General features: G+C 39.6%; 24 protein-coding genes. 21 read left to right on the top strand and 3 right to left on the bottom strand.

All coding sequences use genetic code 11. From position 1 onward, the window contains the following. Window positions 1–14: 14 nt before the first annotated feature. The 18 genes from ACFSTG_RS06905 (at window position 15) to ACFSTG_RS06820 (ending at window position 18,386) form a co-directional block, all read left to right on the top strand. Window positions 15–2,075, top strand: coding sequence for a M13 family metallopeptidase (locus ACFSTG_RS06905; protein WP_380750120.1), 2,061 nt, complete (start codon window positions 15–17; stop codon window positions 2,073–2,075). Window positions 2,076–2,356: 281 nt separating this feature from the next. Continuing rightward, the gene (locus ACFSTG_RS06900) at window positions 2,357–3,436 is read left to right on the top strand and encodes an SMP-30/gluconolactonase/LRE family protein (RefSeq protein ID WP_380750117.1); all 1,080 of its coding nucleotides are present in this window, start codon (window positions 2,357–2,359) and stop codon (window positions 3,434–3,436) included. A 262-nt stretch (window positions 3,437–3,698) separates the two neighbouring features. Further along, complete coding sequence (locus ACFSTG_RS06895) at window positions 3,699–4,499, top strand: DUF6090 family protein (protein WP_380750114.1); 801 nt, start codon at window positions 3,699–3,701, stop codon at window positions 4,497–4,499. 33 nt (window positions 4,500–4,532) lie between these two features. After that, the gene (locus ACFSTG_RS06890) at window positions 4,533–5,198 is read left to right on the top strand and encodes a transposase (protein WP_380750111.1); all 666 of its coding nucleotides are present in this window, start codon (window positions 4,533–4,535) and stop codon (window positions 5,196–5,198) included. Window positions 5,199–5,413: 215 nt separating this feature from the next. Next, on the top strand, window positions 5,414–6,412 hold the full coding sequence (locus tag ACFSTG_RS06885; RefSeq protein ID WP_380750108.1) for a redoxin domain-containing protein: 999 nt from the start codon (window positions 5,414–5,416) through the stop codon (window positions 6,410–6,412). 74 nt (window positions 6,413–6,486) lie between these two features. Next, window positions 6,487–6,927: a 2-dehydro-3-deoxyphosphooctonate aldolase gene (locus ACFSTG_RS06880; RefSeq protein WP_380750105.1), complete on the top strand. Its 441-nt coding sequence runs from the start codon at window positions 6,487–6,489 to the stop codon at window positions 6,925–6,927. A gap of 72 nt (window positions 6,928–6,999) precedes the next feature. Continuing rightward, window positions 7,000–8,010, top strand: a complete 1,011-nt coding sequence (locus ACFSTG_RS06875) for a DUF6624 domain-containing protein (protein ID WP_380750102.1) — start codon at window positions 7,000–7,002, stop codon at window positions 8,008–8,010. 259 nt (window positions 8,011–8,269) lie between these two features. Further along, window positions 8,270–9,166, top strand: coding sequence for an alpha/beta hydrolase (locus tag ACFSTG_RS06870; protein ID WP_380750099.1), 897 nt, complete (start codon window positions 8,270–8,272; stop codon window positions 9,164–9,166). A gap of 58 nt (window positions 9,167–9,224) precedes the next feature. Continuing rightward, window positions 9,225–9,674, top strand: coding sequence for a hypothetical protein (locus ACFSTG_RS06865; protein ID WP_380750096.1), 450 nt, complete (start codon window positions 9,225–9,227; stop codon window positions 9,672–9,674). A gap of 142 nt (window positions 9,675–9,816) precedes the next feature. Next, a complete protein-coding gene (locus ACFSTG_RS06860; protein ID WP_380750093.1) occupies window positions 9,817–10,191 on the top strand; it encodes a lipocalin family protein in 375 nt (124 codons plus the stop codon). 12 nt (window positions 10,192–10,203) lie between these two features. Continuing rightward, complete coding sequence (locus ACFSTG_RS06855) at window positions 10,204–10,794, top strand: N-acetylmuramoyl-L-alanine amidase family protein (protein WP_380750090.1); 591 nt, start codon at window positions 10,204–10,206, stop codon at window positions 10,792–10,794. A gap of 13 nt (window positions 10,795–10,807) precedes the next feature. After that, window positions 10,808–11,278, top strand: a complete 471-nt coding sequence (locus tag ACFSTG_RS06850; protein WP_380750087.1) for an RDD family protein — start codon at window positions 10,808–10,810, stop codon at window positions 11,276–11,278. Window positions 11,279–11,361: 83 nt separating this feature from the next. Beyond that, window positions 11,362–11,598 (top strand): hypothetical protein, encoded by a 237-nt coding sequence (locus ACFSTG_RS06845; RefSeq protein WP_380750084.1) that lies wholly within the window; start codon window positions 11,362–11,364, stop codon window positions 11,596–11,598. 238 nt (window positions 11,599–11,836) lie between these two features. Beyond that, a complete protein-coding gene (locus tag ACFSTG_RS06840) occupies window positions 11,837–14,221 on the top strand; it encodes an erythromycin esterase family protein (protein ID WP_380750082.1) in 2,385 nt (794 codons plus the stop codon). Window positions 14,222–14,359: 138 nt separating this feature from the next. Further along, complete coding sequence (locus ACFSTG_RS06835; RefSeq protein ID WP_380750078.1) at window positions 14,360–15,136, top strand: TSUP family transporter; 777 nt, start codon at window positions 14,360–14,362, stop codon at window positions 15,134–15,136. 515 nt (window positions 15,137–15,651) lie between these two features. Then, a complete protein-coding gene (locus tag ACFSTG_RS06830) occupies window positions 15,652–16,197 on the top strand; it encodes an AAA family ATPase (RefSeq protein ID WP_380750075.1) in 546 nt (181 codons plus the stop codon). A gap of 462 nt (window positions 16,198–16,659) precedes the next feature. Continuing rightward, window positions 16,660–17,427, top strand: coding sequence for a TOPRIM nucleotidyl transferase/hydrolase domain-containing protein (locus ACFSTG_RS06825; RefSeq protein ID WP_380750072.1), 768 nt, complete (start codon window positions 16,660–16,662; stop codon window positions 17,425–17,427). Between the two features lie 161 nt (window positions 17,428–17,588). After that, window positions 17,589–18,386, top strand: a complete 798-nt coding sequence (locus ACFSTG_RS06820; RefSeq protein WP_380750069.1) for a hypothetical protein — start codon at window positions 17,589–17,591, stop codon at window positions 18,384–18,386. Window positions 18,387–18,511: 125 nt separating this feature from the next. Here the strand turns inward: ACFSTG_RS06820 and ACFSTG_RS06815 are convergent, their stop codons facing one another. Together ACFSTG_RS06815 and ACFSTG_RS06810 are read right to left on the bottom strand one after the other, a co-directional pair. Beyond that, entirely contained in the window at window positions 18,512–19,444 is a 933-nt protein-coding gene (locus ACFSTG_RS06815; protein WP_380750066.1) for a DNA-methyltransferase, read from the bottom strand. Next, on the bottom strand, window positions 19,444–20,004 hold the full coding sequence (locus tag ACFSTG_RS06810; protein WP_380750063.1) for a hypothetical protein: 561 nt from the start codon (window positions 20,002–20,004) through the stop codon (window positions 19,444–19,446). The genes ACFSTG_RS06815 and ACFSTG_RS06810 overlap by 1 nt, the downstream gene beginning before the upstream one ends. Before the next feature lie 122 nt (window positions 20,005–20,126). Here ACFSTG_RS06810 and ACFSTG_RS06805 point away from each other — a divergent pair, with 122 nt between their 5' ends. Beyond that, window positions 20,127–20,339 carry a helix-turn-helix transcriptional regulator gene (locus ACFSTG_RS06805; protein ID WP_380750060.1) on the top strand — a complete coding sequence of 71 codons (213 nt, stop codon included), beginning with the start codon at window positions 20,127–20,129 and terminating at the stop codon, window positions 20,337–20,339. Between the two features lie 175 nt (window positions 20,340–20,514). Continuing rightward, window positions 20,515–21,090, top strand: a complete 576-nt coding sequence (locus tag ACFSTG_RS06800; RefSeq protein ID WP_380750057.1) for a hypothetical protein — start codon at window positions 20,515–20,517, stop codon at window positions 21,088–21,090. 135 nt (window positions 21,091–21,225) lie between these two features. Here the strand turns inward: ACFSTG_RS06800 and ACFSTG_RS06795 are convergent, their stop codons facing one another. Further along, a complete protein-coding gene (locus tag ACFSTG_RS06795) occupies window positions 21,226–21,438 on the bottom strand; it encodes a hypothetical protein (protein WP_380750054.1) in 213 nt (70 codons plus the stop codon). 111 nt (window positions 21,439–21,549) lie between these two features. On the opposite strand from ACFSTG_RS06795, the gene ACFSTG_RS06790 reads away from it, so the two are divergent. Continuing rightward, a complete protein-coding gene (locus ACFSTG_RS06790; RefSeq protein ID WP_380750051.1) occupies window positions 21,550–22,005 on the top strand; it encodes a hypothetical protein in 456 nt (151 codons plus the stop codon). The last annotated feature ends 54 nt before the right edge of the window (window positions 22,006–22,059 follow it).

Genomic DNA, 22,059 nt, shown 5'->3' with positions numbered 1-22,059 from the left:
TTTTTAATACTACTATGAAGAGAATGACCAAAACGATCCTCGTTTCTTTGGTAGCAACCGCTGTTGTTACAAGTTGCAAAGATGACAAGGAGATAGCCCAGGCTGATGAAAGCAGGGGGATCAACCTTGCCAATATGGATACCACCGTAACCCCACGTACAGATTTTTTTAGATACGTTAACGGGCGCTGGCTGGATACCAACGAGATCCCCGCCGATAAGACGGTGTGGGGAAGTTTCAATGAATTAAGGGAAAAGACCGATGCCGATGCCCTTGCCCTTCTGGAAAGTGCTTCTACCAGTGAAGACCTTTCGGGTGACCAGGCCAAGGCCGTGTATCTGTACAAGACCATTATGGATACCGTGACCCGTAACGAACAGGGCATCGAACCCATGAGGCCTTACCTTGAAAAGATCGAAGCGATCCAATCCAAAGAAGACCTGCAGCAATACCTTACCGAAATGCATATGTATGGCGGCGGCGGATTCTTTAGCTTTGGCGTAGGCGCAGATGCCAAGAATTCCAATATGAACGCAGCTTATCTTTCTCCGGGAAGATTGGGAATGCCAGACAGGGATTACTACGTCGCTGAAGATGCCGATTCAAAAGAAAAACGTGAAAAATACGAGGCTCATATTACCAGGATGCTTCAGTACCTTGGAGATACCCCTGAAGATGCTGCAAAGAGCGCGAAGACCATCCTTGCTTTGGAGACAAAAATGGCACAGCCAAGGCTTGACAAAGTAGAGCGTCGCGATGCACGTAAAACTTATAACCCTATGACGGTTACCCAACTGCAACAAAAAGTACCCGCAGTAAAATGGGATACCTTCTTTAATGAGATAGGCGCCAAAGAGGTCGACACTATTATCGTGAGCCAGCCAAAATACATGGAAGCCATGCAGACAGTACTTGCCCAAAATAATGTAGAGGCCTGGAAAGAATACCTTAGATGGACCCTGTTCAATAGCGCCGCAGGCCTGTTGACCACAGAGATCGAAAGAGCCAACTGGGAATTCTATGAGCAAACCCTTCGCGGGGCGCAGGAACAACTTCCACGCAACGAACGTGCATTGGCTACCATCAACGGTACCATTGGGGAAGCCCTTGGTAAGCTGTATGTAGAGGAGCATTTCCCGGCAGAAGCCAAAGAAAAGGCTGAAGAAATGATCGCGAATGTGGTCAAAGCCTTTGAGAACAGGATCGACAACCTTAGCTGGATGAGCGACAGCACTAAAGTGAAGGCAAAACAAAAACTAAACACCACTACCATCAAGGTTGGATATCCGGATGAATGGAAGGACTATAGCAGCCTTGTGGTGGAAAAGCCGGAAGACGGCGGATCATACTTCCAGAATATGCTGAATGCCGGCAAATGGAACGTGGAGGAGAACATGGCGAAGCTGGGAGAGCCGGTTGACAAGAGCGAGTGGTTCATGGCCCCGCAAATTGTGAACGCCTATTACAACCCAAGCTATAACGAGATCGTGTTCCCCGCAGCCATTCTGCAGCCACCTTTCTATGATTATAAGGCTGATGCTGCCGTAAATTACGGCGGAATTGGAGCAGTGATAGGTCACGAGATCTCTCACGGTTTCGATGACAGCGGTTCACGCTTTGATGCTGAAGGTAACCTGAACAACTGGTGGTCTGACAAGGATCTTGAGCAGTTCGAAGGTTTGGGCGGAAGACTGGCCGACCAATACAGCGCCATTGAAGTGCTGGATTCAGTTTATATCAACGGAAAATTCACCTTAGGTGAGAACATTGGAGACCTTGGAGGCGTGAATGCCGCCTACGACGGACTTCAGATCCACCTTGAAGAGCACGGAAACCCGGGCGAGATCGACGGCTTTACGCCCGAGCAGCGCTTCTTTATGAGTTGGGCTACCGTTTGGAGAACCAAGATGAGGGAAGAAGCCCTAAGGAACAGGATCAAGACAGATCCACACTCTCCGGGAGAATACAGAGCTTACGTGCCACTCCAGAACATTGATGCTTTCTACGAAGCTTTCAATATTCAACAAGGTGACCCAATGTATGTGAAGCCTGAGAACCGGGTGAAGATCTGGTAAGACTTTCTCCAGTCATTCCGACCCCGAGACTTCGGGAGAGGAATCTTTAATAGAACAAAATTTTTAGGCCCCTCTTTTGGAGGGGTTTTTTTATTTGTAATCTTTAAATTTTTATTTGTAAGAATTTAACATTATATTGAAAGTATCCGGACATTCCCTACCAGGCTTTCTCCCTTCTATGCCTATCCGGAATTGAATATATCTTTTGTTGACCTTCATTATTTTTTCATGAATATCTATTGGTTGACAGGCTTTTTACTAACCAAACTAACAAGCTTTTTATGAAAATAATTGTAAGAAATTTTTTATTCCTTTCCTTCTTTGTTCACTTTTCTTGTTTAGAATCTCAACCTCAACCCAAGACTGAATCTGAGGTAAAACCTCAATCAGACCAGACCTCATTTCCGAATTATTCCTATGGATCTGAACATATCTTCCCATCAGACTCTCTTTTAGTACCTGAGGATGGAGTAGGCCTTCCAGACGGAAATATTCTTGTATCCCATGATGAATATGGTTTGCAACTTATCGGGAAAGACGGTAAACACCGTCCATTCGGTAACATGAGGGAAGCTGGATATACAGACGGCGGGGCTAGAGGGGTTTTTCTGGAAGATGACAAAAAGTATGTCCTTGTATCCTGTATTTATTCCGGCGAATTATTCCGCGTCAATACAGAGACCGAAAAAGCAGAACTTATTTACAATCATCCTTACGGCATCAATAATATTTATCGAGACAGGCGGGGGGACATCTGGATCTCACAGTCTGCAAATAACCAGTCGGGCACAACCGAGGCTTTAGATGCTGCATTTTATCATTCAACTCCTTCAGGCGCAGTTTACAGGTTAAAATCTAATACAGACGGGGCAGAAAAAGAAGTCCGGTTGATGGCAGACAGTCTTTATTTTGCAAATGGAATAACCATGGATGCCGAAGAAGAGCATTTGTTGATTTCAGAATATCGTATGGATAGAATTACAAGTTTTAAGGTAGATCGGGAAGAAGATAAGCTCGTGGAGAAAAAGCCCTATGCATATATCCTGACTCCCGATAATCTTGAAAGAGATAAAAATGGAAATATATGGGTCGCTTCACTTTTGCAGAATAAGATCTTTGCAATCGATAAAATTGACAAAAGCATCCATACCGTCTTTAATGCCCCTGGAGAAATAAATGCGCAAATGCAAATGAAATGGACTGAAAATAATCATCAAGGGAAAACTGTAGGCGAGGCATATCACCCAGATATGTGGAAACCTTTGGCCGATCCTTTAACCGGAATATTCTGGTCCCATGATCGGGAGCAGGTATATTTGACGGGCCTGGGCACACATGTTTTGAAATATGATTATCCATAAAGAAAAAATCAAAGTATAGATATCGGAAAGAATTATGGTTTCAGTTTCTGAAAAGAAAGGACCTGTTTTCCCGTTCAACCTGCAATAATGGATGCGAGATGAAGATCTGTTAATTTCATTTTTAATCTGATTCCCGTAGGGAGAGGAATCTCATATAATACTGAAAGCCTCTTCTTATGAAGGGGCTTTTTTGTTCTTGTAAAAACCTGATTATCAATTAAATTTTATGTTCTATCTTTAAAAGGATCAATCTATTGGAAGCGTGCTAACTATCTTTAGAAAGGTTCGACAGGCCTTATTGACCCGAAATAAATTCACCGCTTACCTGCTGTACGCTGTTGGGGAAATACTCCTTGTGGTCATTGGGATCCTTATCGCTTTACAGATCAATAGCTGGAACCAGGATCGGCAGAATCGAAGGCAGGAGCAGCAAATCCTGTCGCAGCTGTCAAAAGAGTACAGGAGTAACCTCTCTCAGATCGAGGACAAGATAGAAATAAGGAATGAGGTGCTTAATTCCTGCTTCAGTCTGCTGCAATATAAAAAGAAAGATCCGGCCACTATATCTGTTGACAGTCTTGATGCGCATCTTTTCAGGATCTCTATTAGGCCCACCTTTGACCCCGAACTCAGCGTTAGTAATGAATTGATAAATTCGGGTAAACTGTATTTACTGGAGAACCTCGAGCTGAGGAATAAAGTCTCGGCCTTCTCGAGTTCCCTAAGTGAATTAAAGGAAGAGGAAGTGGCCATATTTAATCTGACCGAAGAACGTCTCATCCCATTCCTTACCGAGCATTACCAGGTGGGGCGCATGATGATGGTGCTTCTGGACGATGATGAATTGAGGGCCAAACTTACCATGGGCGCCTTGAAGGAATACGAAAACATGAAGGCCCTGGTGCCCGAGGCCGACTTCAGACCTCTTTTAGAACATCCCGATTTTGAAGATTACCTCTTGCAAATGATCAGTTATACCGCCTATACCAATGAGCAGTCCGAAGGTGTAAAACAAAAGATAAAAGATATCATTGCTACTATTGAAAATGAAATAGATGATTGAAAACTCTTCCTTCGGAAGGGAGAACCAATAAGAATGGCTGATCGTTTCAAAAATAAATACCGCATAAAATCAGCCCGGCTGGAAAACTGGGATTACAGATGGAATGCTGCCTATTTTATTACTATCTGCACTGCCCATAGAAAGCATTATTTTGGCGAGATCATTAAAGGCAAAATGGAATTTTCTCCTGTGGGCATAATTGCAGATATCATGTGGCATGAAATCACTCACCACACTTCACATGTTCAATTGGGAGCTTTTGTGGTGATGCCCAATCACATTCATGGCATCCTCATTTTAAATAATCCTGAAATTCCCATTGAAGATAATGAAAATGGAAATGATCTGAAGAATAAAGAAGGGAAGGAGAAAGATGAGAAGGAGAAAGATGGGAAGGAGAAAGATGGGAAGGAGAATGTACAGACGTTGCATGCAACGTCTCCACAATCTCCACAGGACCTGCAAAATCCCCCAAAAAATCCCCAAATGGCAAAAATATCCCCTAAAGCCAATTCCATTTCCACCATTATAAGATCATATAAATCTGCCACTACCAAACATGCCCATCGACTTGGATATGAATTTGAATGGCAAACCCGTTTTCATGATCATATAATCAGAAATGACATTTCATATTATAATATTTCCAATTATATTAAAAACAATCCGGTGAATTGGAAAGAAGATAACTTCCATTGATCTCTGATTGTCCGGCTTAAAATCTCTTCCCATGCAGGAGACTTTTTTATGGCTTCCCGTAAATCTGTTAAAAAATTAACAGTATATTAGCCGAACCCGCTGCTCCTTCCCTACACCTCGCGGGTAGAATTAGTTGTTATTATCCCATATTGAGGAATAATGATCAATTAAATCAGTATTGATATAACACATCGGCAACAAGCTAAACAAACATGATGAAAAAATTATTTTTTGGAATACTCACAGTATTGTTGGTTTCCTGCGATGAAAAACCACAAGGAGAATTTGAGTTAACGGGCACCACCAGTGGTATTGATAACGGAACTGTACTTTATTTAGATCATGTTTCCACCAATAGCCTTATTGATTCAGCAGTAGTACAAAATAACACTTTCAGTTTCAATACAAGACTAACCAGTTCACCAGATCAGGTTGTGTTGCGCACTAAAGACTATTCTCATTACCGGTTCTTATGGTTAGAGAACAATCCAATGTTATTCAATCAAACTCAATCTGATTTTAGACGGGCAAATGTCACAGGTTCTGAAACTGAAAATCTGGCACAAAATTTACAGAAAGGCCTGGATTCTCTTCCAAGGCAAGAACACCAAAAAAGGGAAATGGAATTTGTAGAAGATAACCCAAACAGTATTGTCAGTGCAAAAATGCTGGCAGTTTATGTTACCACCTGGGGAAAAGAAAAAACAAAAGAATTGTTTGATAATTTTTCTGAAGAGAATAGAAATTCAGAATACGGGAAGAAGATCTCAAAATACATTGAGCTCAATAAAGATCCGGACATTGGAGAACAATTTGCAGACTTTGAAATGAAAGACATAAATGGAAATCTTCAAAAGCTTTCTGATTTAAAGGGAAAAGCTGTACTTCTTGAATTTTGGGCATCCTGGTGTGGTCCCTGTCGAAAGGAAAATCCTAACCTGGTGAAAACCTATGAGGAGTTCAATCCCAAAGGCTTTGAGATTTTCGCAGTCTCATTAGATGAAGACGAAACCAGTTGGAAAAAGGCCGTGGAAACAGATAGCTTAAATTGGGAACACGTGAGTGATCTGGCAGGTAGCGCTAACGAAGCGAAACTTATTTATGGTGTTCACGGTATTCCGGATAACTTTTTAATAAATGAAAAAGGATTTATTATAGGACGCAATTTACGTGGAGAAAAACTCGACGAAAAATTGACAGAACTACTGAAATAAAGGTATTTGAGGCTAAAAACTATCACGTCCCCGGCCACATGCGTTAATCGGGAACGTCGGCAATAACTAATCAGATGAAAAAACAAATTACAATTACACTTCTTGGAGTACTGTTTATTTTTACCTCCTGCGGAACAACTAAAGAAACTGCCATTGCTCAGCCACAAATACTCAGAGACTATAATACATTCCTGATAACTGAAATTTCAAATGATAAAACCTATGGATTGACCCCCGAAAATCCTGTGGAAGTTGGTGGGGTTAAAGATTCTGAAGGCCCCCTGAACGAGAGAAGATATTTGAATGCCCTAACCGGCCCGAATGGGGAAAAAATCTCCTATTTCAGAGCTGGAAGTTGCTGCCCGGTCAATAGTGAGAACGGATTTATGGGAAAGGCTATGTTGGATAACTACAGGGTTTCCTGGGAAAATTCAAAAGATACCGTTTCCATTTTCATCAATATGTACGATTCCGGCAAGTTAAAAGCACCTTTCGGCTTCGGATTAAAAAAATAAAAAAGTGGCACTTGAGGAACCTTGATTTTCCTCAAAGTTGCCTGATTCATTAATACAGTAATTAAAAATCAAATGAAAAAACATCTTCTTCTGGCACTGCTCATAGTTCTTGCCTCCTTTCACAACGCCCACGCCCAAAAAGAGACCGGTTCAAAGGAGCCTTCCGCTGAACAAAAAGCGGAATATTCCGCATTAAAGAATGAGGCCTGGAAGTTATATGAATCCGGAGACTATTTAAGTTCTGCACAGAAATATTCCGAAGCTTTTAAAGCCACGGGAGGAAAAGCCGGTGCTACAGACCGGTACAATGCCGCCTGTTCCTGGGCTTTGGCAAAGGAGATCGACTCCTCTTTCGTCCAGCTATTCAAAGCTGCTGAGGAAGCAAATTACTCCAACTACGGTCATATTACCAGAGACCCGGATCTTGCAGGTTTACATTCAGATAGCAGATGGGAGGAAGTGCTTGAAATAGTGAGGGAAAATAAAGAGAAGAAGGAGGCTCACCTCAATAAACCTTTGGTAGCTATCCTTGATACTATCTATGAAGAAGATCAGGGATTAAGAAGGCAGATTAATGAAGTTGAAGAAAAGTATGGCCGGGAGTCGGCTGAAATGAAGGCGCACTGGAAAACCATTGCTGAAAAGGATTCTGTCAACCTCATAAAGATCCAGGCCATACTTGATGAGCACGGCTGGTTAGGGGAAGATGTCATTGGCAGAAGAGGCAATATGACCCTGTTTTTAGTGATCCAGCATTCGCCCCTGGAAGTACAGGAAAAATACCTTCCCATGATGCGCGAAGCTGTCTCCAAAGGAAATGCAGATGCCTCTGCTTTGGCTTTACTGGAAGACCGGGTGGCTTTAAGAAAAGGAAACCGGCAGATCTACGGAAGCCAGATAGGAAGGGACCAGGTAACGGGGGAATTCTATGTTTCGCCAATGGTAGATCCTGAAAATGTGGATAAAAGACGTGCTGAAGTGGGCCTCGGTCCCATCGCCGATTATATCTCCAACTGGGATATGACCTGGGATGTAGAAAAGCATAAAGAGAGAACTGCCGAACTGGAAGCAGAAAAACTTTAATCAATTGAAGCATACCCATTTCGATTACAAAATAGACTGGCTAATGCTATCGCTGATATTAGTGGCGTTCGGTTTTTATGCTATTTGGCTGTCGTTTCTAAAGTCCGTGTAAAGCTGTTAAAATATTATTAATATATTAGCGAAACCTGCCGCTCCTTCCCTACTTCAGGCGGTAGAAATAAATAGTTTGTTACTTCCATCGCATGGTTGAGTAACATCAAAACTAATTTTGGCATAATAGCCCGCCAGCCTTAGAAAAATGAAAAAAGCACTTAAAATTTTCGGATCGTTCATTCTCTTATTGATCCTGGTCTTAGTTGGTACAGGTTTTTACTTCTATCAAACCGATCCTATGATAAAAGCCATGGTGAATAATGATGAATCCAGGCTTTATTATTATCCGGTAAAGGAGATGGATAGTATGGATGATCTTCAATATTCGGAAACTGTTCTCACAGTAGAAGATTCCCTGGATATATACACTTACTATTTTCCATCGGCAACAATAGAACCTAAAGGAAACATTTTCTTACTTCATGGTGCAGGGGGAAATGTGAGTAAATATAAATCTTTGATTATACCGCTTGTCGAAAATGGGTACGGAGTCTATGCTGTGGATTGGCGGGGCTACGGAAAATCTGGTGGAAGGCCGAACTACAAAGGGGTCTTAAAAGATACTGAGGCTGGTTTTAAGGACTTCCTAAGCCGAACCCGGGCAGACAGTCTTAAAACAATAGTTTACGGCTTGTCCCTTGGTGGGCAACTTGCCGTAAAGATCACCAGGGATAATCAAACCAAAGTAGACGCACTGGTTCTCGACGGAAGTATACAATCTGCTCAACAGATGGCGATTGATTATGCACCCATGGATTTCCTCAAAGAGAAAACCAGGGACCACCCCGGGAACTTCAATCAGGATTATGTAGCACTCGAAGATATCAGGGCCATTAAGGATATTCCAAAATTGATCATTCACAGCAAGGTAGATCGGGATGTGTCCTTTAAACAAGGACAGAACCTATTTGAAGCTGCAAAGGAGCCCAAAGAATTCTGGGAAACTGACACCAAACATATCATGACATTAAGGGAATACCCCGAGGAAACTATTCAGAAAATTGAAGATCTGTTATCAGCGAACCTGCAGAGTCAGTATTGATATAACACCTTACAGCAAATTTTAATCAGAATATTAGTAACCAAACATCAACAATCTAATGAGCTTTAAAAAATTTCTAATCGTACTAATTTTGATAATACCATTTTATGGCTGTGAAGAGGATAAAGATCCCATAACTCTGGAAGAAACTGAAATCCAGTATAACATCCTGGAAAGCGGAAGTTTTAGAGTATCAGATGATAATACTATAAATGAACAGTATTTGGTTTTTAAAAATCAGGAAGAGTGGTCAGTTTTTTTGAGTCTAATGGAATTTAAAAGTCCTGAAAAAGGTAAAGAATTCGAAAATCTGGATTTTAACTTCACCGATAAAACTTTACTGATAATTACCTCAGAGTATGATTATACTTGTTGTAAAGAGATTAAAATAAACAAAGTTTACAGGAATCAAGGTCAGATTCACGTTACTTTCGAAGTAGACCCATCCACAGAAGCTGAACAAATTACCAGTCAATCCTATCTCCTTTTCGAAGTAAATAAGGCTTAATTTGTATGACGTTTAATGAAATCCTGAAACAACAGCATATCTCGCAGATAGATCAGGATATCAGGTCTAAGCTGAAAAGTCCGCGTTTCTACTCCGCCAACGAATATACAAGACCGTTACGTCTAACGAAGGAAAAACAAAAATGAAAACATTAATTACTTTACTTTTTTTATTGGTAGCCATTAACAGCAATGCTCAATCCACAGACCTTATCGTTGGCGACTGGATCTTTAAAAAAGCATTGAATGAAAATATTGATGAAGCAGGATTAGCTCAGATTAAGGCAGAGGTAATAGACAAATGGAAATTTGTGTTTAAACCCAATGGGGAATTTGAAACCTACATAATGGATGAAAAAGGAACGGGAAAATGGAAATTAACCTCAGATTCTAAGTCTATAGTTTTAACCGGCATGGAGGAAAGTCCCATGGAATTAAAGATTTTAAGCTCCACCGAAAATGAATTAGTTCTGAAACTAGGTTTAGGAGAATTCCTGTTGAAAAAGATTGATAATTAAAACCGGATATTTATGAGACACCTAATGAAAATTCTCGGATTGCTTTTAATAACCATCAGCCTGTCATTTACAAATCCCGATAAAAAAACGGTCATTATTGACGTGGGTCACGGAGGTCATGACGCAGGAAATACTGTCAATGGTATGACTGAAAAAGAAATTGTTTTAAGCATCGCGAAAAAAATCAAAGAGCTGAATACAAATGAGGATCTTGAAATAATCCTCACCAGAAATACAGATCAATTCATTTCCCTGGAAGACAGGGTTAAATTCATTAATTCCTTAGATGCAGATCTTATGATCTCTCTCCATTCAAATGCCCATCAAACCAGCACACCAGGCGGACATCAAATCTTTGTCAGCAATGAAAACAAGATGTCTGAAAGATCTTCTGCAGTAGCAGAAAGCATTAAAAACCTGTTATCAACAAATTATTCAGTCTCTGATATTAAAAATGCAAATTTCCTGGTATTGAAAAACAGCAATTGTCCTGCAGTGATGATCGAGCTGGGATTTCTAACCAATGAAAACGACAGGGAAATTTTAAACAGTGAGGCAGGACAGGATCAAATAGCAAGAACAATTTATCAGGCTCTGGACTAAATACTACCCCGGAATGATAGTAGTAAACAATACCAACTCCAATCTGATAAAAAGGGTTTTAGCCACTTTGGTTGATTATGGGTTATTTTATCTGATCATCTATACTTATTTAATGTTTTTTGGCGAACCAACTCCAGACGGAGGTCAGGAAGTAACCGGACTTTTAACTTTGCCGGTTATTATATTCTGGTTTTTTTACTTCGTCTTTCAGGAAGGATTCTATTCATCTTCTGCAACCCCGGGTCATCAGCTATTTTATTTAAAAGTGGTGCAATTGAATGGCCGTGAAATCGATGTTAAACATTCTCTTAAAAGGCATTTACTGGACCCGATTGACCTATTCTTTTTCGGAATTCCTGCGATTATTGCTATTCAATCCACAGAAAGAAATCAGAGATTGGGAGATCTGTGGGCCGGAACAACTGTAATCAAAATATCGGAAAAAAAAGAAACTGCGGTTGAGGTGGAACCATTGAATAGATAGGCAGGTAGTTCCTGAACCGGAAAAACCTCTTTTACGACTATGGAAAATAAACTTTAAGCTCCTGGCATTTCAAATCAGTAAATATGACAATCATCGCCAAATATATCGTGATCCTTTTCGGGATTTTTCTCATTGGTGCAGGTATTCTAATGCTTTTTAATCCGGCAAAAGCACGGGAGTTTTTGAGAAAGGCAGGAAGCACCAACTTTATCAACTACGCTGAAATAACCATCCGTATGATCCCTGCGGCAGGACTGGTCATCTATGCAGAATTTTCGAAGTATCCTGAAATTTTCAGGGTTCTTGGATGGTTTATGTAACAACCTCTCTCATACTTTATTTTGTGCCTCGAAAAATTCATCACAGATATGCCCTGTGGTGGGCTGACATTCTAACACCAGGATATATCAGGCTGATATCACCATTCTCCATACTTTTTGGCAGTGCCATTATATATCCTGTGCTTTAAAAAATGAGGAAGATGGTAGCCAGTAGGTGTTGGCAGTTCTTGAAAACAAGTCTTAATTGGCGAGATGTATTTTTTCTAATATGAATTCTATGACCCGAAACCTTTTTCTCCTGTTCACTTTCTTATCGTTCCAGCTACTGCAATCCCAGGAGATCAAAACACATTCATTATTGCCTCCTGAATCACAGGATCATTCAGATCTTCATTTTCTGAAAGAAGAATTGGAAGGGAAGCAATTGGTGATGTTGGGAGAGTTGACCCACATGTACGGCAATATCTTCGAAATGAAGACCAGGGTAATAGAATATCTGCATAAGGAACTTGGATATATCACAATTGCCATGGAATCTTCAATGTACGACTTGTGGCTGATGAATTCTGAACATGTGGAATTTGATCCGGAAGCTTTCAATGAGGCTGTTTTTAATGTTTGGTCCAATACTTCCGAGTTCCAGAGACTTGTGAACTACATAGAACAAAATGATCTTAAGGTCGTAGGTTTTGATTCCCAGATCATAAATAATGTCCCGGAATTCATTGATGGGTTTTTCGAATACTGCGGGGAGCAGAATATCGGGATAAAGCTTGATGAGGACGATATGGGGATCGCCATGGAAGAGGTGCTTGACGAGGTTGAATACTCCGGGGATGACATCACGTTTAAAGCCTTTGAAAAGGAACTGAAACGTATCATTAAGGAGATGCAGGAGCTGGAAGAGACAGAAAGTAATTATTACTGGCTGCAATGCACAAAAGGCATGCTTGCCTCCTCCAGGGATGCTTTCTACAGTAAGGAGATTCCGTACAAATCAGAAATGGCGAATAAGAATCATAACTTCAGGGATGAACAAATGGCCGATAACCTGCTGACCTATCTGGCGAGAAACCCTGATGAGAAAGTGGTGGCCTGGGCAGACAATATTCATGTGGTTAATGACATGTCAAGCGTGAAAGATCCTGTGCTCCGGGAATTCGCTCCCATGGGAAGTCATATTAAGAAGGCGATGGGAGATAAAGTTTACAGTCTCGCTACCATTCACGCGAACGATTCCCTGTTGGAGAATACAACCTGGCATCAAACCCCTGTCTTAAAAGGTTCTTTTGAGGACAGGCTGGCTGCCATCGGGGAACCTTACCTATTTATAAGCTCCTCCCAGGAGGCACTTCGGGAGCCACAGCAGCACCGGCTTTTAAACTTTCAATATTTTTCTGAAGCCCGGATGGATCAGCTGCATGATGGCTATATTTTTCTGCGGAAAGCGACAATCCCGAAGAAAGAGGCTTTTGAGATCATTGTTTCGGAAGAAAAGGAATTCCCGGAAGTTTCTGAAAAACTTTCAGCCGAAGAAAGTGCCGCTTCTGGCATACAGGGTCTTATCGTTGATTCCGAAACCAAACAGCCGATACCATTTGTCAACATCAACCTGAAGGAACAGGGGATCTACAGAATTTCTGATAAGGAGGGTCGTTTTCAGCTTAAAATCCCCCAGGCAACTTCTACAGGCATCCAGGCGAGTATTACCGCCTTGGGTTATGAGTCAAAAGAAATTCCTGTTAATGATCTTAATGGAACCATAACCCTCGTTCCGGCCTTTGAACAGCTGAATGAGGTGGTCTTAAACGGCTTCGGCACTACGCCAAAAAAAGTAATGAAGAGAGTCATAAAGGAGATAGAAAAAAATCATCCCACAGATCCCTTTAATTACAAAAAGTATGGACAGGTGGTATTGTTTCTAAATGATACCCTGCTAAGAGATATTGAATTTGTCACTAAAGAATATTACCAGGGTTACCGGCAAAAGTACTTTCCCGAACAAAAGCTGGAGCAGGTGAAATGGAACCACAGATCCAACAGTGCAAAATCCCCGGAATACTCAACAAGAATGGACATTTTCAGAGGAAATCCAATTCAATTCTCCAGCCTGCTCCATAAAAGGAAATACAAAAAATTTGATCTTGAATTCATCACTTCAGGGAAACCTGAGAATGAAGGACTCTACGTGATAAAATTCAGCACAGACAAGACCAGGTTTGGGTTTACCAACTACTGGTTTCCTTCAACCTATTCGGGAGAAATCTACATTAATAAGAAAGATTTTGCCGTGGTGAAAATGATGGAAAAATGGGAATCCACCCTTCCGGAGGAGAAAATGGAAGACTATAAATACTGGCATGGGGAATATACGGGTGATCTCAAATGGACCCAGGACAGGGTGATTACTTATTCCCAACAGTCGGATGGAAAGTATTATGCCAGTAGTTTTTTTGAAAGAAATTACCATGATAAATTTGATATGCAGGGAGAATTCAGGAATTCTATTTATGAGAAGAATTTCCTTTTATATGATTACAGGTTTGAGAACCTGGAAGTCCTGGTTCGGGAAGACTGGAAAAAGAATGCTGCGCTGGACCGGGTGGAATATGATGAACAGTTCTGGAGTTCTTTTGAAAAGGAGAAAAACCTTCTTCCTTAGTTAACACTTCCCTTTCACAAAAAAATTTAAGTCCTGTTACTGCCGTGGATCAGCGTTCAATTTTGAAAACAAAACTGAAACGAAGTCAAGAAGAAAAGAATCTCAATTTTCGAGGATCTTTTATAATTTAGGATCCGTATGTGGGAATACATTATCATCTGCCTGTTCGCCCTGCTGGCATCAGGGTTAACCTTCTTCTCCGGGTTTGGGCTGGGCACCATCCTTTTGCCGGTTTTCGCGTTGTTCTTTCCCCTGGAAATCTCCATAGCCCTGGTGGCCATCGTGCATTTCCTGAACAATCTTTTCAAGCTCAGCCTCATTGGCAGGAAAGCCAATAAAAAGGTCGTTCTAAAGTTCGGACTTCCGGCCATTCTCGCTGCCTTGGCAGGGGCTTACCTGCTCACCCTGCTGTCTGAAACTGAAGCTTTAACAAGTTATTCCCTGGCAGGAAAGATCTTTTACATCACACCGCTAAAACTGATCATCGCCCTGCTGTTGTTCGTGTTCGCGCTGTTCGATATTGTTCCCAAACTGATGAAGCTGAATTTCGATCCCAGGTACCTGCCCCTTGGCGGGGTACTGAGCGGCTTCTTCGGCGGACTCTCAGGACACCAGGGAGCGTTGCGCACGGCCTTCCTCATAAGGGCAGGGTTGACGAAGGAAGTATTTATAGGCACCGGGATCGTGATTTCTGTATTTATCGACATCTCCAGGCTCACGGTCTATGCTACAGATATCCTGAAAATAAGCTCGGAGATCAATTACTCCCTGCTCATTGCCGCTACTTTATCGGCTTTTGTTGGGGCGGTTCTTGGCAACAAGATTCTGAAGAAAATGACCATAGAGACCCTGCACCGGGCCGTGGGCATTATGCTGCTCCTGTTCTCGGTGCTGCTGGCAGCGGGGATCGTTTAAAAGGTTTCCCGCAGATCACGCAGATCTTCGCAGAACAACTATTCCCCAATCTCTAATTAACCAATCCCCAATAAACCTTTTTGGAGTTTGGAATTTGGTGATTAGAATTTGGAATTTTCTGAAAAGGTTTCCCGCAGATCACGCCGATCTTCGCAGAACAACCATTCTCCAATCCCGATTTAACCAATCCCCAATAAACCTTTTTGGAATTTGGAATTTGGTGCTTAGAATTTGGAATTTTCTCAAAAGGTTTCCCGCAGATCACACAGATCTTCGCAGAACAATTATTCTCCAATCCCTAATTAACCAATCCCCATTTAACCCTTTTGGAATTTGGAAATTGGTGCTTGGAATTTCTTTCCTTGTAGGAAATTAACATTATATTAGCAGGAAGATCCTGCTCCTTCTTCCTACCGCTGTTGCAGGTCAAAAACTCGTCTTATCCCGCCGCTGGGGATGATAAAGACAAGTGAAATATTATATGTAAGACGTTGTGCATAATGTAAACCAAACAAATGGGACACAAACTAACCGAATTAAAAGTTGAAAATTTCAAATCAATTAAATCAGAGGAATTTGATATATCAGATTACACACCAATGGTTGGATATAACAATGCTGGTAAAACTAACATACTCGAATCAATTAAGTGGGTACTTCAAAAAAGCACCTTGAAAATCGGTGATTTTAATAACCCTGAACTTCCAGTCATTGTTACTGCCAAAATAGATGGAATAACAGAAGAATTGCTTGAAAATTTAAATCAAAGTCACAGAAATAGAATAGAACCATTCCTTGACCAAGAAACTCTATCTGTTAGAAGAATACAGCCATTACCTACTTCGTCTGCTGGACAAATAAGACTTGAAGTTCTAAACCCAAAAGTAGAAGATGAGGCTGAAAAATGGCAACCAAATCCAGCTGGAATTGACAACGCCATAAAAGCCTTGTTTCCTGACCCCATTCATATTGGAGCAATGGAAAATTCAGAGGAAGATGTGAGTAAATATAAAACTAGCTCAACAATCGGAAAATTACTTTCAGAAAATTGGTCCGATTGAAGAACAATATGGAGACCAAGTCAGGAATGCTCTTAACGGGCTTAAGGATATTTTAGATGCAGATGGACAACACAGAGCACCTGAACTTACAACTTTTGACGAACAAGTAAATGGTAAACTAGATGCTTTTTTTCCTGATATAAATATTAAGGTTCACGTTCCGACACCAGAATTAAAAGAAGTTTTCACAAAAGGAACAATAAAGGTTTATGAAAACCAAAATGAAATAGGTACAGATGTTTCTGCTTTGGGACATGGAGCACAACGCTCAATCCAAATGACTCTGATAAGACATCTTGCAGACCTAAAAATAAATGAAGGTGAACAGACAACAACGACTTTATTATTAATTGACGAGCCTGAACTCTATTACACCCACAGGCAATTGAGATTTTAAGGGAATCTTTAAAAACATTATCAACTCAAGGTTATCAAATTATATTTTCAACGCATTCACCATTTATGATTACTGAAAAAGATGTTGCTAATACAATTTTGATAAGAAAAAATCAAGAATTAGGCACACATAAAAGAAACTCTCTAAAATCTGCAATACCGACAGTTGAACAAGATGCACAACATCAACTTACACTTATGTTTGCTTTAAGCAATTCAAGTAATATTCTATTTTCTGAAAGAGTAATTCTTGCGGAAGGAAAAACTGAAAATAAACTATTGCCTTTTCTTATAGATACAATATCAAATAGAACTTTAGCTTTAAATAAATGTGCTCTAGTCCAACAAGGAGGTTCAGGTAATACAAAAAAGTCAATGTTAGTTTTGAATGCCATGGATTTACCCTGTAAAGCCATTGTAGACTTGGATTATGCTTTTAAGCACGGAGTTTCAGATGGCTTTTTGCAAGCTAACGACCCTGATATAGCTGCCTGTATCGCTGAATTAGCTTTATTAGCACCTGCAAACGGAATTGTTTTAGATAATGGCTTACCCACAAATAAAAATAGTTCAATGTCGGCAGCAGAAGCTTTTGCATTGTTAGCGCAAAGAGCAAATGTTCAACAAAACATTCTAAATTTGAAGGCAAAATTACAAGCTAAAGGAATTTGGATTTGGACTAAAGGAACAATAGAAAAACATCTAAATATCAATGGAAAAACCGAACAAGCTTGGGCTAGATTCACAAATGACATTGAGACAAATGGAATTGAAGCTACTCTACCAAATGACCACGCGGAAGTTAGAGGTTGTATAAACTGGATATTAAATTAAAACCCTATGCACAACAATGGCTATAAGTAATTGCTTGTCCTCGCCTACTTTGGAAATTCCTGCGGAATTTCCAACTTGGTGCGTACTCGCAAAGTTTATTACTAAACCACGCAACTACTCATAGCCGAGACCGTTTGCTTCAAGCACTAAAGAAAAAAAGATTGGAATATTTTAAAGAAATCTGGTTAATACTGACCCCAATAATTACTGCAATTCTTACTTATTTTATTGCTATTAGAGGAAAAAGAAAAGATGTGAATCTTGAAAAAGAGAAAAAATTAAATATTGTAATATCCGATTTATTAGATGTTTTTTACTTCCTACAAAGTCTAAAAAGTATCTCCGATTTAAATAAAGAAGAATTGCCTTTTCCTCCAAGAATGTTTTCTTTTATACTAATCCAATCAGGAATGATAGACGAAAGTTGTCTTCAAGAACTGAAGAAATCTATAAAACTTTTAAAATCATATGATCCAGTAACATATTATGACATAAATGGGATTGGAGAGAGATTTGACTATTTACAATCAAACTTTATTACGCCTCTAATAACATCAAAAAATAACCAAGAGTTAAATTCGAATCTATCTGAAGGATATTTAGATGGTTTGATCGAAGAAATTAAAACTCATATTCTATCGATTTCCAGGAAGGCCAACAAGGGTAATTACAAATTGCTAAAAAAAAGAATAACTCGAGAAGTTAAATCGAATGAGATTAAAGAAGAATTAATCAATAACTATTTTGATTTCCTTCGAAAATTACCTCATTACGAAAATTTCACAGATGAAGAACTTAAAAGAGAAACTTCAGGTGAGGAATTTCAAAAGTTAATGGAAGCTCAACTTTCGGTTTTAGAAGTTGCAGATAATAAAGAACTAATGAAAATAGTAGCTGAAGATCCAGATATTTCTGTTGAAGAAATGAAATCAAGATTAGGTATTAGTACCAGCAGCTAACAACGGTTATCAAAAATGGTTTTTTTGAGGGTTATTTTCCTACATTTATTTCCATAAGAAAAACGCATTACGCCTGAAAATGATTCCTTAACCTGCGACGTTGGGCATAAGCTGAAATTTTTTTGTTAGAATAAAGTTGGATTTAAATCTTTATTTGTTTTGGAAGCTTGCAAACGATTATTAATAATAGGAATATAACTCTCTTCAATTTCTATTCCTACATAGTTAAATCCTAGTTCCTGCGCTGCAACTAAAGTTGTTCCACTGCCTGCAAATGGATCCAATATGATATTATCTTCATACAATGGACATAATGTATCTACTAACTTTTTGATCAGACCAAGTGGTTTGACCGTGCAATGATCAAATTTTTCGGATTTGTCTTTTTTGCTGTAATTCTCTAAAATATTTGATTGAAAAGATCCATCTTCATTCACAGTTTTAAAGACACCAACATTTGTTTCCTGTAAAGTTTCCCAATAATTATTCTTTAAGGGTTTTTGAGCGATAATAATCGCCTCCCATTCATTTCTAAATGCACTGTGCCATCCTTCCCACTCCTTTGAGTCTTCGTGCCCCATTTTTTCCAATTTCTTTTCCAAATTCAGACCTCGAGGAATTCCAGAGTTTCTGCGATAAACTAACATATCTCTTGTATAAAAACCACTGTTTTCCAAAGCAATTTGAACATGCGCAATAGAACGATTACTATTAAAAATCGCAACTGGAGCTCCTGCTTTGCAAACTTCAAAAAGTTGATCTGTCCAAAGTTGGCACCAATTCATGTACTCTAAATCATTATTTCGGTTTTTTTCATACCACCTTTTATTTCTTACTCCACCTGCAAGACCACTTCCATATGGAATATTTTTCACCATAGTTTTACTATCCTTAATTCTTGAAGTTCTTCTTTTCACTTCAGAATCACTCCACTTATGACCAATAAATTCATAGTTGTAAGGAGGATCGGTAATACAGCACGCTATAGATTCTCTAGGCATTTTTGACATTACCTCGATGCAGTCACCTGAGTAAACTTTATTCTTCTCAAACTCCATTATCTTTCAATTAAAAAAGTTCCTTCTTCTCTTAATTCAACCAACCATGTTTTCAAGTCAAAACCAGTTTTTTCCTCAATGTACTCGAAAGTTTCATCATCCGTGAAGATAGTCCATCCTCCCGCCTTCATTTTGCTCAAAGCCGCACCTAAATTATCTGTTCTAAGAAACAAAAAAACTGGTCTGTAACCTTCCTCTTGAAGGAGTTTACCATAGCTCTCAAACTTTTTCAAGGTTCCAGAGTCACCTGACCCAACCCTATATTTCGTGTCAATAGCATCTCCGCCGCAATAAAAGTCTGCAGGCTCATCAGCACCAAATCTTCTAGGAGGCTCAAAGTCCTTGCATGTTAATTCAAATAAATCTCGTAATAAATTTTCCCAGCATTTACCTAATTCTCTTCCCCAATACTGTTTATTTTCGCTTTTTAGTTCTTGAGTTATTCCAAAAGCTTCCATTAAAACATCAGAGTCTGTAAAGCTATCTTCATATACTTTTTCTTTAAAACTGGCTGAGTATTTCTCTAAAATGACACTTAATGTATCAGTGGTATTTGACATTAAAAATATGTTTTTTCTTCCTAAAAGGTCAAAGAAACTTAATTTAGACGTTTAATGTCAAGAAAGTATATGCATAATCATCAAATATATTCTAAATTTTCGTTTAACGCAATTTTAATTTCGTGAAAAGAAACAAAAAATTTAATCGGATTAAAATAGCCCTTGTTGAAAATTCGAAATCAAATAAATGGCTTGCAGAGAAATTAAATAAGGACAAATCAACCGTTTCAAGATGGTGCACAAATGACATGCAACCTTCGTTGGAAACCTTATTTGAGATTGCAATTCTTCTAGAAGTACCTGTTGAATCTCTGTTAAACAAAAATCCGGAATAAAAAATTGTCTCAACAACCTGCTAGTGCCCAACAACGGTTAAGACAAATACGGCTGACTCTCCAAAAATGGCATTTTGACTACCTTTAAAACGGTAATTAAAAGATCAATTTCGTTCCCCATTCCGCACTTGTGTTAACCGGGACATTGCCCACAACACCGAAAAAATAAACAAGAATGAAATATATTATAATCGGAATAGTGGCCATTATTGCAATCGGATTTTTCATAAGCAGGACTGTCAAAACAAATAAAGCATCCGCCGAACAAGTACAACTGCCCGGGAAAACTCCTCAACAAAATCCGTACATGGAAATGCGAAATATGGCATTTTCCACAAAGGCTGAGCAGCTCGGACTTCCAAACATAGCAGATGATAAGGTTTATGGATTGATTACCGAGATGGCAATGAATCCGGGAAGTGCAACCGTGATCTCGTTTCTCACCGGCGACACAAGTTTATATTTGAGTTCCGGTGGTGGATTTATTGGAGCGGGACAACACGAAGAGGTGAGACAAATGCTTGCCCAAAAAGTTGACAGATTCCAAAACTATTTGTCAAAAGCCAGGAAAATTGACGAACCCAGCCTTCCGGAAGAAGGCACAGTCAATTTCAATTTTCTAACCAAAAATGGGATCTATTCTGTTACTCAAAATATGACAGATCTGGAATCAGGAAAATCGGAATTTTCGGACTTGTTTAAAGAAGTGAACGAGATAATAACGCAGATAAGATTAAAAAGCAATGGTTAAAAAGTACTGTGGGCAACAATGAATTGCACCAATTGTGAAATACCTCTCAAAAATGACATTTTTGACTGCCTTTTCTTCTTAAAAGCGGCTTCTATGGTTTTCCGTAAAGTCTGTTAAAATTTTTAACTATATTCGTCACCGGGTCTTCTTTTCCTTCCCTACTTCATGAAGATCTTTAATTGAAAAATCGTCCGTTTTTTCCGGCTCTAAAAAGGATGCGGGAATGTAATCCCGGGCTACAATTATTATTTGATGAAAAGAATTTTCCTGTCCCTCGTCTTCTGTGTTATTCCATTTTTTGCTCATTCCCAGGACGCCAGCGTAGAACAATCCACCTACGGCATCCAAAGCGGGATTTTAGGCCTCTGGTTCCATAATGAGGCTGCACTCTCCAGTGAGATCGCGCTGAGAGGCTACAGATTCTAATGAAAATTTAAACTGCAATAAAAACCCATAACCATGAAAAGATCAGCATTAATTATTCTTATTCTTTCTTTGCCGCTTTTATCCGCATCCTGTAGTAATGAACTTGATTATAGTGAAAGTTGGATAGAGTATGCCACTTTTGATGACTATGGCCAAAATAATAAGCAGGAAGTAACGGGAGACACTATATACGCGTCTTTCACCACTCCCGAAAAACCCCTGATCCTACAAATTAGAACTCAATCCAACGATGGTAGTTCGCCCAGGTTCTTCAGGACCATCGATGAGGGAGAGAGAATAGAGATCACTAATGAAGTTCCCATGGGAGGATTCTACCAGCATGACAATGGCGCTACCAGACATGTGAAGGATATTGACATCATGATCCCTTCAAACCTTTTTTCGGCAGGACAGATCCTAAAATATGAAACTATAATTGGTTCGGGTTCGGGTACAGTTTCCAGAACAGTTTATTTGATGATCCAATAGTGGGTTTTTACCGGATATGCCTTTTTCCAGGCAATAAAAACTGTAGGAAAGCAG

Source organism: Salinimicrobium flavum (genome assembly GCF_042684505.1).
Taxonomy (GTDB): domain Bacteria; phylum Bacteroidota; class Bacteroidia; order Flavobacteriales; family Flavobacteriaceae; genus Salinimicrobium; species Salinimicrobium flavum.
This window is presented reverse-complemented; position numbering and strand designations above follow the sequence as displayed.

What these genes read in the sequence shown, in the direction of transcription:
- ACFSTG_RS06905 (WP_380750120.1), top strand. Translation starts at nt 15, where the DNA reads ATGAAGAGAATGACCAAAACGATCCTCGTTTCTTTGGTAGCAACCGCT.
- ACFSTG_RS06900 (WP_380750117.1), top strand. Translation starts at nt 2,357, where the DNA reads ATGAAAATAATTGTAAGAAATTTTTTATTCCTTTCCTTCTTTGTTCAC.
- ACFSTG_RS06890 (WP_380750111.1), top strand. Translation starts at nt 4,533, where the DNA reads ATGGCTGATCGTTTCAAAAATAAATACCGCATAAAATCAGCCCGGCTG.
- ACFSTG_RS06885 (WP_380750108.1), top strand. Translation starts at nt 5,414, where the DNA reads ATGAAAAAATTATTTTTTGGAATACTCACAGTATTGTTGGTTTCCTGC.
- ACFSTG_RS06880 (WP_380750105.1), top strand. Translation starts at nt 6,487, where the DNA reads ATGAAAAAACAAATTACAATTACACTTCTTGGAGTACTGTTTATTTTT.
- ACFSTG_RS06875 (WP_380750102.1), top strand. Translation starts at nt 7,000, where the DNA reads ATGAAAAAACATCTTCTTCTGGCACTGCTCATAGTTCTTGCCTCCTTT.
- ACFSTG_RS06870 (WP_380750099.1), top strand. Translation starts at nt 8,270, where the DNA reads ATGAAAAAAGCACTTAAAATTTTCGGATCGTTCATTCTCTTATTGATC.
- ACFSTG_RS06865 (WP_380750096.1), top strand. Translation starts at nt 9,225, where the DNA reads ATGAGCTTTAAAAAATTTCTAATCGTACTAATTTTGATAATACCATTT.
- ACFSTG_RS06860 (WP_380750093.1), top strand. Translation starts at nt 9,817, where the DNA reads ATGAAAACATTAATTACTTTACTTTTTTTATTGGTAGCCATTAACAGC.
- ACFSTG_RS06855 (WP_380750090.1), top strand. Translation starts at nt 10,204, where the DNA reads ATGAGACACCTAATGAAAATTCTCGGATTGCTTTTAATAACCATCAGC.
- ACFSTG_RS06850 (WP_380750087.1), top strand. Translation starts at nt 10,808, where the DNA reads ATGATAGTAGTAAACAATACCAACTCCAATCTGATAAAAAGGGTTTTA.
- ACFSTG_RS06845 (WP_380750084.1), top strand. Translation starts at nt 11,362, where the DNA reads ATGACAATCATCGCCAAATATATCGTGATCCTTTTCGGGATTTTTCTC.
- ACFSTG_RS06840 (WP_380750082.1), top strand. Translation starts at nt 11,837, where the DNA reads ATGACCCGAAACCTTTTTCTCCTGTTCACTTTCTTATCGTTCCAGCTA.
- ACFSTG_RS06835 (WP_380750078.1), top strand. Translation starts at nt 14,360, where the DNA reads ATGTGGGAATACATTATCATCTGCCTGTTCGCCCTGCTGGCATCAGGG.
- ACFSTG_RS06830 (WP_380750075.1), top strand. Translation starts at nt 15,652, where the DNA reads ATGGGACACAAACTAACCGAATTAAAAGTTGAAAATTTCAAATCAATT.
- ACFSTG_RS06825 (WP_380750072.1), top strand. Translation starts at nt 16,660, where the DNA reads ATGATTACTGAAAAAGATGTTGCTAATACAATTTTGATAAGAAAAAAT.
- ACFSTG_RS06815 (WP_380750066.1), bottom strand. Translation starts at nt 19,444, where the DNA reads ATGGAGTTTGAGAAGAATAAAGTTTACTCAGGTGACTGCATCGAGGTA.
- ACFSTG_RS06810 (WP_380750063.1), bottom strand. Translation starts at nt 20,004, where the DNA reads ATGTCAAATACCACTGATACATTAAGTGTCATTTTAGAGAAATACTCA.
- ACFSTG_RS06800 (WP_380750057.1), top strand. Translation starts at nt 20,515, where the DNA reads ATGAAATATATTATAATCGGAATAGTGGCCATTATTGCAATCGGATTT.
- ACFSTG_RS06790 (WP_380750051.1), top strand. Translation starts at nt 21,550, where the DNA reads ATGAAAAGATCAGCATTAATTATTCTTATTCTTTCTTTGCCGCTTTTA.